The sequence below is a fragment of the Vicinamibacteria bacterium genome, assembly GCA_035620555.1.
Taxonomy (GTDB): domain Bacteria; phylum Acidobacteriota; class Vicinamibacteria; order Marinacidobacterales; family SMYC01; genus DASPGQ01.
Genome location: DASPGQ010000720.1, coordinates 1 through 8,154, shown reverse-complemented (window position 1 = coordinate 8,154; position 8,154 = coordinate 1). Strand labels below are relative to the sequence as shown.

Annotated in this window: 10 protein-coding genes; all 10 read left to right on the top strand. The window is 63.6% G+C overall.

Annotated elements, in window-relative coordinates; all coding sequences use genetic code 11:
• Window positions 1-69 precede the first annotated feature (69 nt).
• Window positions 70-1,413: a Na(+)-translocating NADH-quinone reductase subunit A gene (locus tag VEK15_29130; protein HXV64798.1), complete on the top strand. Its 1,344-nt coding sequence runs from the start codon at window positions 70-72 to the stop codon at window positions 1,411-1,413.
• Between the two features lie 5 nt (window positions 1,414-1,418).
• Window positions 1,419-2,570, top strand: a complete 1,152-nt coding sequence (locus VEK15_29125; protein HXV64797.1) for an NADH:ubiquinone reductase (Na(+)-transporting) subunit B — start codon at window positions 1,419-1,421, stop codon at window positions 2,568-2,570.
• Window positions 2,563-3,324 (top strand): NADH:ubiquinone reductase (Na(+)-transporting) subunit C, encoded by a 762-nt coding sequence (gene nqrC, locus VEK15_29120; GenBank protein ID HXV64796.1) that lies wholly within the window; start codon window positions 2,563-2,565, stop codon window positions 3,322-3,324. The genes VEK15_29125 and nqrC overlap by 8 nt, the downstream gene beginning before the upstream one ends.
• Complete coding sequence (locus VEK15_29115) at window positions 3,314-3,940, top strand: NADH:ubiquinone reductase (Na(+)-transporting) subunit D (GenBank protein HXV64795.1); 627 nt, start codon at window positions 3,314-3,316, stop codon at window positions 3,938-3,940. Before nqrC ends, VEK15_29115 begins: the two co-directional genes overlap by 11 nt.
• A gap of 2 nt (window positions 3,941-3,942) precedes the next feature.
• On the top strand, window positions 3,943-4,551 hold the full coding sequence (gene nqrE / locus VEK15_29110) for an NADH:ubiquinone reductase (Na(+)-transporting) subunit E (GenBank protein ID HXV64794.1): 609 nt from the start codon (window positions 3,943-3,945) through the stop codon (window positions 4,549-4,551).
• A gap of 10 nt (window positions 4,552-4,561) precedes the next feature.
• A complete protein-coding gene (gene nqrF / locus VEK15_29105) occupies window positions 4,562-5,782 on the top strand; it encodes an NADH:ubiquinone reductase (Na(+)-transporting) subunit F (GenBank protein HXV64793.1) in 1,221 nt (406 codons plus the stop codon).
• Complete coding sequence (locus VEK15_29100; GenBank protein ID HXV64792.1) at window positions 5,783-5,947, top strand: hypothetical protein; 165 nt, start codon at window positions 5,783-5,785, stop codon at window positions 5,945-5,947.
• A complete protein-coding gene (locus VEK15_29095) occupies window positions 5,944-6,462 on the top strand; it encodes a CBS domain-containing protein (protein ID HXV64791.1) in 519 nt (172 codons plus the stop codon). Before VEK15_29100 ends, VEK15_29095 begins: the two co-directional genes overlap by 4 nt.
• A 25-nt stretch (window positions 6,463-6,487) precedes the next feature.
• Window positions 6,488-6,835, top strand: a complete 348-nt coding sequence (locus VEK15_29090; GenBank protein HXV64790.1) for a c-type cytochrome — start codon at window positions 6,488-6,490, stop codon at window positions 6,833-6,835.
• 304 nt (window positions 6,836-7,139) lie between these two features.
• On the top strand, window positions 7,140-8,154 hold a 1,015-nt coding region (locus VEK15_29085; GenBank protein ID HXV64789.1), incomplete at its 3' end, for a serine hydrolase domain-containing protein.

Sequence of the window (8,154 nt, the reverse complement as noted above, 5' to 3'; positions counted from 1 at the left end):
AATCATGTTCGACACTCCGACCGTTCCGTGCATCCTGGACCCGAGTACCAGGGAGATGGGTTTTTCCTGATGATCAGGGTTCGCCGGGGACTCGACGTACCCATCTCGGGCGCTCCCGATCAAACGATCGTATCGGGACCCCGGGTGCGTGAAGTCGCGCTATTGGGGGACGACTACGTGGGGATGAGGCCCAGGATGCACGTCGAGCTCGGCGAGCGCGTCAAACTGGGTCAGGCACTGTTCTCCGACAAGAAGACGCCGGGGGTTCAGCACACCTCTCCCGCCTCAGGACGGGTCGTGGCGATCCACCGAGGCGCCAAACGCAAGTTCGAGTCGATCGTCATCGCGCTCGACGGTGACGACGAAGAAACGTTCGAGTCGTTCTCCGGCGTTCCGCCACGCGACGCCGTGCGGCGCAACCTCGTAGCCTCCGGTCTCTGGACGGCGCTGCGGACCCGGCCTTTCGGCCGGGTACCGCCGCCGGAGTCGGTGCCGCACTCGATATTCGTGACCGCCATCGATTCCCGTCCACTCGCCGCCGATCCGGTTGCCGTCCTCGAAGGCCTCGGCGGCAAGCGCGACGAGCTCGTGCGGGGACTGGAAGCGCTGGCCCGTCTCACCGACGGACCGGTCTATCTGTGCCGGCGTCCGGGAGCGTCGTTTCCCGGGGAGGATGTCGAGAGAGTCTCGGTGCGAGAGTTCGAAGGGCCGCATCCAGCTGGCCTCCCTGGCACCCACATCCATTTCCTCGATCCGGTGAGCGAGCGCAAGACCGTCTGGCACGTCAACTATCAGGACGTCGTCGCCATCGGGCATCTGTTCCTCACCGGACGCGTCTGGGTCGAGCGCATCGTGGCATTGGGAGGCCCGCCGGTTCAGAGCCCGGCGCTTGTCCGAACCCGCCTCGGCGCGAGCACCAGCGACCTTCTCGCCGGGCGGCTCGCGGACGGGCCCGTCCGCGTCGTTTCCGGATCGGTCCTCGAGGGCCGGACCGCGGCCGGCGTCCACGGGTTTCTCGGTCGTTATCACCTGCAGGTCTCGGTGATCTCGGGTGTGCGGGCGCGACCGTTCCTGGACTGGCTGCGACCCGGCTTCGACAAATTCTCCGTGAAGCCCGTTTTCGCATCCGCCCTCGTAAAACCAAAACGGCGTTTCGACTTCACCACTTCGTCGGAAGGAGAGCTCGGCCCGATCATTCCCGTCGGTTGCTACGAGAAAGTGGTGCCTCTCGACTTGGTGCCCACTGCGCTTCTCAAAGCGATCGCCGTCGGCGACGTCGACCGCGCTCGGGCGCTCGGCTGTCTCGAGCTCGACGAAGAGGATCTGGCCCTCTGCGGATTCGTCTGCCCGGGTAAGAACGATTACGGTCCGCCTCTTCGCAGCGTTCTCGGCACCATCGAAAAAGAAGGTTGATCCCGGTGAAACGGCAGCTCCTCGCCCTCCTCGAGAAGTCGGCCAGAAGCTTCCTTCGCTCGCCGGGACGCGAGACTCGGGGCGCGCCTCACGTGCGCGACGCCATCAATCTCCGGCGCATCATGCTCGTTTTCGTCGTGGCGCTCATTCCCGCTCTTTTCATGGCGATATGGAACACCGGTTATCAGGCCAACCTCGCGATGGCAAGAATCGATCTCGCCGAGGCTCCGGGCTGGCGCGGCAGGGTTCTGAGTGGTCTCGGCTACGACGCCGACGACCTCTGGGCCAACCTCGCGCACGGAGCGCTCTATTTCGTTCCCGTGTACCTGGTTACCCTGTTCGTCGGCCGCGCCTGGGAGCTCCTGTTCGCCTCGGTCCGCAGGCGACCTCTCAACGAAGGCCTTTGGGTCACGGGCCTCCTGTTCGCCCTGAGCCTTCCGCCGCTCATCCCGCTCTGGCAGGTCGCGCTCGGCATCAGCTTCGGGATCGTGATCGCGCAGGAGCTCTTCGGCGGTTACGGCCGGCACATCCTGCATCCCGCTCTCGTCGGTCGCGCCTTCCTCTACTTCGCCTACGCGAACGACATGTCGGGAGATAGAATCTGGGTCGCGGTGGACGGCTATTCCCGGGCGACGCCGCTGTCCGCACTGCAAGCCACCGCCCCGGAGATCGGGATGGATGTCATCGAGCCCAGCTGGACGGAGGCGTTTCTCGGTACGATCGGGGGCTCGATGGGCGAGACCTCGACGCTGGCCTGTCTCATCGGAGCGGTGGTTCTGATCCTGACCGGGATCGGATCGTGGCGCATCATGCTCTCCGCGTCCGCCGGCGCCGCGAGCGCGGCCGCCCTTCTCGTGCGAGGCGGGAGCGAGACCAACGCGATGTTCGTCCTGCCGCCGGAGTGGCACCTCGTTCTCGGAGGATTCGCTTTCGGCGTGGTGTTCTTCGCCACGGATCCCGTGACCTCGGCGCAGACGAATCCCGGACGCTGGATCTATGGATTTCTGGTGGGCGCGCTCGCCGTCCTGCTGCGCGTCACGAATCCCACATATCCCGAGGGAACCATGATGGCGATCTTGCTCGCGAGCGTCTTCGCGCCTCTCATCGACTGGTTCGTGGAGCAGAGAAACATCGAGCGGAGAGCGCGCCATGGCTAGGGCATCTACGCTGAAGACCTTCGTGGTGGCTCTTCTGATCGCACTCTCCTGCGCCGGATTGGTCTCGGTGACCGCGGTAGGGCTCGTGGACCGTGTGCAGGCCAACAAAGATCGAGAGCGGCTCGCCAACATGCTGCTCGCCGCGGGAGTCGACGTTCCCGATGCCGTAGAGTTTCGTATCGTCGAGCTGGACACGGGCGAGTACGTCTCATCGGCGGATATCGGAACCGGAACGTACGATCAGAGGGAGGCGGCGAGCGACCCCGGGCTCAGCGACCCGATTCCAGCGGATGACGATCTCGCGGAGATCGGCCGACGCGAGCGCTACGCCTACGTGGGCCTCATCCGTGAAGGCGAGCGCCTCGACCGGCTCATCCTTCCCGTGCGGGGCTTGGGCTACGGAGGGATGATACACGGCATCGTCGTCCTCGACGGCGATCTGACTACGGTGCGCAACCTCTATTTCACCGAGCATGAGGAGACGCCCGGCCTGGGCGCGGAGATCACCGAGCCGAGCTTCCGGGCCCGGTGGCCGGGCAAGCGCATCTACGACGAAGACGGCGAGGTCCGTATCGAGGTGGTTCGAGGGGCGGTCGACCCGGACTCGGCCGAAGGCCAGTACCAGGTGGAGGGGATCTCGGGTGCCACGATCACCTCGGAGAGCGTCACGCTCCTGTTGCAGTACTGGTTCGCTGCGAGCGGATTCGAGACATACCTCGAGAGACTGCGTCGCGAGAGGGGGGATGGTGGCTGAGCCCAAAGCGCGTGACGTCTTGTGGGAGCCGATCCTGGATCGCAATCCCGTCATGATCCTCATCCTCGGCATTTGCTCCGCCCTCGCGGTCACGACGAAGCTCGAGACCGCCGTCGCCATGTCGCTCAGTGTCATCGCGGTGATGGCCGGCTCGAGCGCTACCCTCAGTCTCATCCGGCACCACGTGCCCGACACCATCCGCATGTTCGCGCAGATCAGCATCATCGCCACGCTGGTGATCGTCGTCGACCAGATCCTTCAAGCTTTCTTCTGGGACCTCTCGAAGCAGCTCTCGGTGTTCGTCTCGCTCATCGTCACCAACTGCATCGTCATGGGCCGAACCGAAGGCTTCGCGTTGAAGCACCCCCCGAGGCTCAGCGTCCTCGACGCTATCGGCAACGGGTTTGGATACAGCCTCGTCCTTCTCGCCGTCGCCTTCGTGCGCGAGCTCTTCGGAAGCGGCAAGCTGTTCGGCTACGAGATCCTCAGACTTCACGCCGAGGGCGGCTGGTACGTGCCCAACGGTTTCATGACCAAGGCGCCGGCGGCCTTCCTCCTCATCGCGTTTCTCATATGGGCTCTCCGGAGCTTCAATCCCGAGCAGAAGGAGCGTTAGGCATGGAACATCATCTCGACCTCATCGTCCGAGCCGTGTTCATGGAGAACCTCGCCCTCGCTTACTTCCTCGGCATGTGCACGTTTCTCGCGGTCTCGAAGAACGTGAAGACGGCGCTCGGCGTGGGAGCGGGGGTCGTCGTCGTGCAGACGATCACGGTGCCGTTGAACAACGTGATTTACCACGGGCTGCTCAAGCAGGGCAAGACGTTGCTGCCGCGGGTGAGCGAGCTCGACCTGACCTTTCTGGGACTCATCGTGTACATCGGCGTGATCGCGACCATGGTTCAGATCCTCGAGATGGTGCTCGACCGATTCTTTCCCGCCCTGTACAACGCCCTGGGCATCTACCTGCCGCTTCTCACGGTGAACTGCGCCATCCTCGGCGGGACGCTCTTCATGGTCGATCGCGGATACGGTTTCGGCGAGAGCGTGGCCTACGGTTTCGGAACCGGGACGGGATTCGCCATCGCGATCGCGGTGTTGGCGGGCATTCGAGAGCGCATGACCTACAGCGAGCCGCCCGCGGGTCTCCGTGGGGTCGGGATGGCTTTCCTCGTCACCGGGCTCATGTCGCTGGCTTTCCTGGCGTTTACCGGAATCCAGTTGTGAGCCTCTGGCCATGAACGAGATCACCGTCGCCATGGGCATGTACGCGAGCATCGTGCTCGTTCTCGTCGGGCTCACGGTGCTGGCGAAGACGACGCTGATTCCTGGCGGAGACGTCACCATCCTCGTCAACGATCAGCGAGAGCTCACGACATCACCAGGCGGAAAACTACTGAGCGCACTCGAGGAGAACGGGATATACCTCGCCTCGGCATGCGGCGGCGCGGGCACCTGCGGACAATGTCGAGCCCGGGTCCTGAAGGGTGGGGGGTATATCCTGCCGACCGAGTTGGCTCACATGACCAGGCGCGAGGCCAAGGGGGGATGGCGCCTGGCGTGCCAGGTCCCGGTAAAGGAGCACCTGGACGTCCGGGTCCCGCCAGAAGTCATGGAGTCCCGGAAATGGGAGTGCCGGGTGAGATCGAACGACAACGTCGCCACGTTCATCAAGGAGCTCGTCCTCGATCTCCCCGAGGGGGAATCGGTGCCTTTCCGCGCCGGCGGATACATCCAGGCCGAGTGCCCCCCTCACACCGTCTACTACCGGGACTTCGATGTTCCGCCCGCCTATCGCGAGGACTGGGACAAGTATCACATGTGGCGCTACGTCTCGAAGGTGGACGAGCCGGTCACCCGGGCCTACTCCATGGCGAACTATCCCGGGGAGAAAGGCATCATCCTGCTCAACGTGCGTATCGCATCACCGCCCCCTTCGGCTCCCGAGGGTACGCCTCCCGGCAAGATGAGCTCCTACCTCTTCAGCCTCGGCCCCGACGACAGGCTCACCATCTCGGGACCCTATGGGGAGTTCTTCGCCAAGGACACCGACGCCGAGATGCTCTTCATCGGCGGGGGAGCGGGTATGGCGCCGATGCGATCGCACATCTTCGACCAGTTCGAACGACTCCACACGAAGCGGAAGGTCAGTTTCTGGTACGGCGCGCGCAGCCTGAAGGAGGCTTTTTATCAAGAGGATTTCGACAGGATCCAGAGAGAGCACGAGAACTTCTCCTGGCACCTCGCTCTCTCCGAGCCCCGCCCCGAGGACAACTGGACGGGACCTACGGGCTTCATCCACCAGGTGGTGCTCGACCGATACCTCGTGGATCATCCCGCTCCCGAGGATATCGAGTACTATCTTTGTGGACCTCCACTGATGGCCCACGCCGTGGTCGCCATGCTGGACGAGCTCGGCGTCGAGCCGGAGAATATCCTGTTCGATGATTTCGGTTAGATGATTGTTTTTGGAATCGCCTTCGTCGCCTTCCTGCTCGCGCTCGGGGTTCTTTTTGGCCTCGAGGGCAATTGTGCCGGAAGCTGCGACGGATCGGACGAGCCGCGGTGCGATTTCTGCCCCCAACGGCGTGCCGAGGATGCCCGGAATGGAGGGCGACGATGAGATCGACTCCGACGGCGCACGAGTCGAAGACGATGAGGCAGGTCCCCAAAGTGAGGGACGTCATGCGCCGAGACTTCGCCATCGTGCGACCCGAGACGTCGCTGCGGGACGTGGCCAAGCTGCTCCTGAGAAGGAAGGTCCCGGGAGCCGCTGTCATCGACAGGACGAAGCGCTTCCAGGGGTTCTTGTCGACGCAGGGGCTGATGCGCGCTCTGGTCGATTTCTTGAACGAGGAGATTCCCGTCGGTCCCATCCAGTCCTATCTGGATCCCGTGACGCCGGTACTTTCGGAGGAGTCGTCGCTCATGGCAGCCGTCCACGCGTTCGTGAAAGGGGATCGGGCCAACCTTGCACTCCCCGTCCTCCGAGGCGAGCGCCTCGTCGGCATCGTCACTCGGCTCGACGTAGTTCGTGCCATGATGGACTACTTCGCGGGTGGGAAGGACACGAGCCCGGGGACGCTCTACATCAGCGCGCTGAAGAAGATGGACGAGAAGCCACCTTTCGAGAGCTGAAGTGGAAGCCAAGAAGGAGGAGACGATGACAATGAGGGTCGTTCTGGTCGCTGTTTCGTCATCGGCCGTGCTTTTCGGCGCGACGTTCTCCGCCAACGCGCAAGAGGCGGGAAAAGAGGCCTTCCTCTCGAACGGCTGCAACCGCTGCCACGCGGTCGAATCGCAAGGGATCGAGGCGACGGCGCAGTCGAAACGAGTCCGAGGACCGGATCTGAGCAAAATCGGGGAAAGCCGGGATGCCGAGTGGCTTGCGAAGTACATCGAGAAGGAAGTCCAGGCCAACGACAAAGACCACCCCGTGGCGTGGAAGGGCGATAACGAGGCTCTCGAGGCGATGGCGACCTGGCTCGCGTCGCTCAAAACGGGAACCTGAGGTCCGATCGATCCTTACAGCTTGCGCGCAGTTGCTCGCACCGCGCTCCAAGCTAGCATCGTCCACAGCGCGAAATCCCGCAATTCCTGTGGAGTATTCCGCCTATGAAGCGAAATCAGCGGGTGGAGATCGACGATCACATCGGTACCAGCGCACAACTCCTTCCGCATGTGCCCTTTGGCGCCGGGGATCGACTCTCCACGAGACGGAGGCGAGGAGCGCGGCGCAGGCACGCTCGTTGCACTACACAACATTAGTTGGCGAGCGCGTCTGCTAGGTGGGCGCGGCGGCACGAGGAGGCCTTATGTCCGTAACCACGCTAGACCGTGTGACCGTTGAAGGGCAAGTGAGCCGCGGCTTCGAGGCCGTGCGCGAGGCTTTTGCCGACAACTTCGAACGCCGACATGAGCTAGGTGGCGCCTGCTGCGTGTACCTGGATGGTGAAAAAGTTGTCGATCTCTGGGGAGGGATTCGCAACAAGACGACGGGCGAGCCCTGGGAACGGGACACGATGGTCGTCGTCCATTCGGCCACCAAGGGCCTCGCGGCGATGACCCTCGCAATCGCGCACTCGCGCGGCTGGCTGGACTACGAAGAGCCGGTCGCCAGGTACTGGCCCGAGTTCGCGCAGAACGGCAAGGAGACGATCACCGTGCGCCAGCTCCTCGCGCACCAGGCCGGTCTGTTTGCCTTCGACGAGTCAGTCGATCAGAGTGTGGTCGCGGACCTGGATCGGTTGGCCGCGGTGATGGCCCGTCACAAACCGGCATGGGAGCCCGGCACGCGACAGGCCTATCACGGGCTGACCCTCGGGTTTTACGAAGGTGAGTTGATGCGACGCCTGGACCCGCGGCACCGGACCTTGGGGCAGTTCTTTCAGGACGAGATTGCATCACGTCTTGGAGAGGACTTCTACATCCGGCTCCCCGAAAACATCCCGAACGCTCGCCTCGCCACCCTTTCACCTCCGGGCATGATCAAGATGCTGATCGGATTTCGCCCGGTGCGACTCCTGGTAGAGGGGCTGAATCCCCGTTCGAATATTTCTCGCGCGCTCGCCGTGAATCCTGGTACGTCGGTCTATCTCGATGAGTCGCGTGTGTACGCGCGCAATCTGGAGGTGCCGGCCGGAGGCGGCGTCGGCACCGCGCGCGCGATCGCGCACGCGTACAGCGTCTTCGCCACCGGAGGACGTGAGCTGGGGCTGCGAAAAGAGACCCTGGACTTGCTGGCCGCGCCGGCGGTTCCTGCCACGCGCGGGTTTTACGACGAATGCCTCAAGGGCGAGGTGCAGTTCTCGCTTGGCTTCATGAAGCCAT

What these genes read in the sequence shown, in the direction of transcription:
- VEK15_29130 (HXV64798.1), top strand. Translation starts at nt 70, where the DNA reads ATGATCAGGGTTCGCCGGGGACTCGACGTACCCATCTCGGGCGCTCCC.
- nqrC (HXV64796.1), top strand. Translation starts at nt 2,563, where the DNA reads ATGGCTAGGGCATCTACGCTGAAGACCTTCGTGGTGGCTCTTCTGATC.
- VEK15_29115 (HXV64795.1), top strand. Translation starts at nt 3,314, where the DNA reads ATGGTGGCTGAGCCCAAAGCGCGTGACGTCTTGTGGGAGCCGATCCTG.
- nqrE (HXV64794.1), top strand. Translation starts at nt 3,943, where the DNA reads ATGGAACATCATCTCGACCTCATCGTCCGAGCCGTGTTCATGGAGAAC.
- nqrF (HXV64793.1), top strand. Translation starts at nt 4,562, where the DNA reads ATGAACGAGATCACCGTCGCCATGGGCATGTACGCGAGCATCGTGCTC.
- VEK15_29100 (HXV64792.1), top strand. Translation starts at nt 5,783, where the DNA reads ATGATTGTTTTTGGAATCGCCTTCGTCGCCTTCCTGCTCGCGCTCGGG.
- VEK15_29095 (HXV64791.1), top strand. Translation starts at nt 5,944, where the DNA reads ATGAGATCGACTCCGACGGCGCACGAGTCGAAGACGATGAGGCAGGTC.
- VEK15_29090 (HXV64790.1), top strand. Translation starts at nt 6,488, where the DNA reads ATGACAATGAGGGTCGTTCTGGTCGCTGTTTCGTCATCGGCCGTGCTT.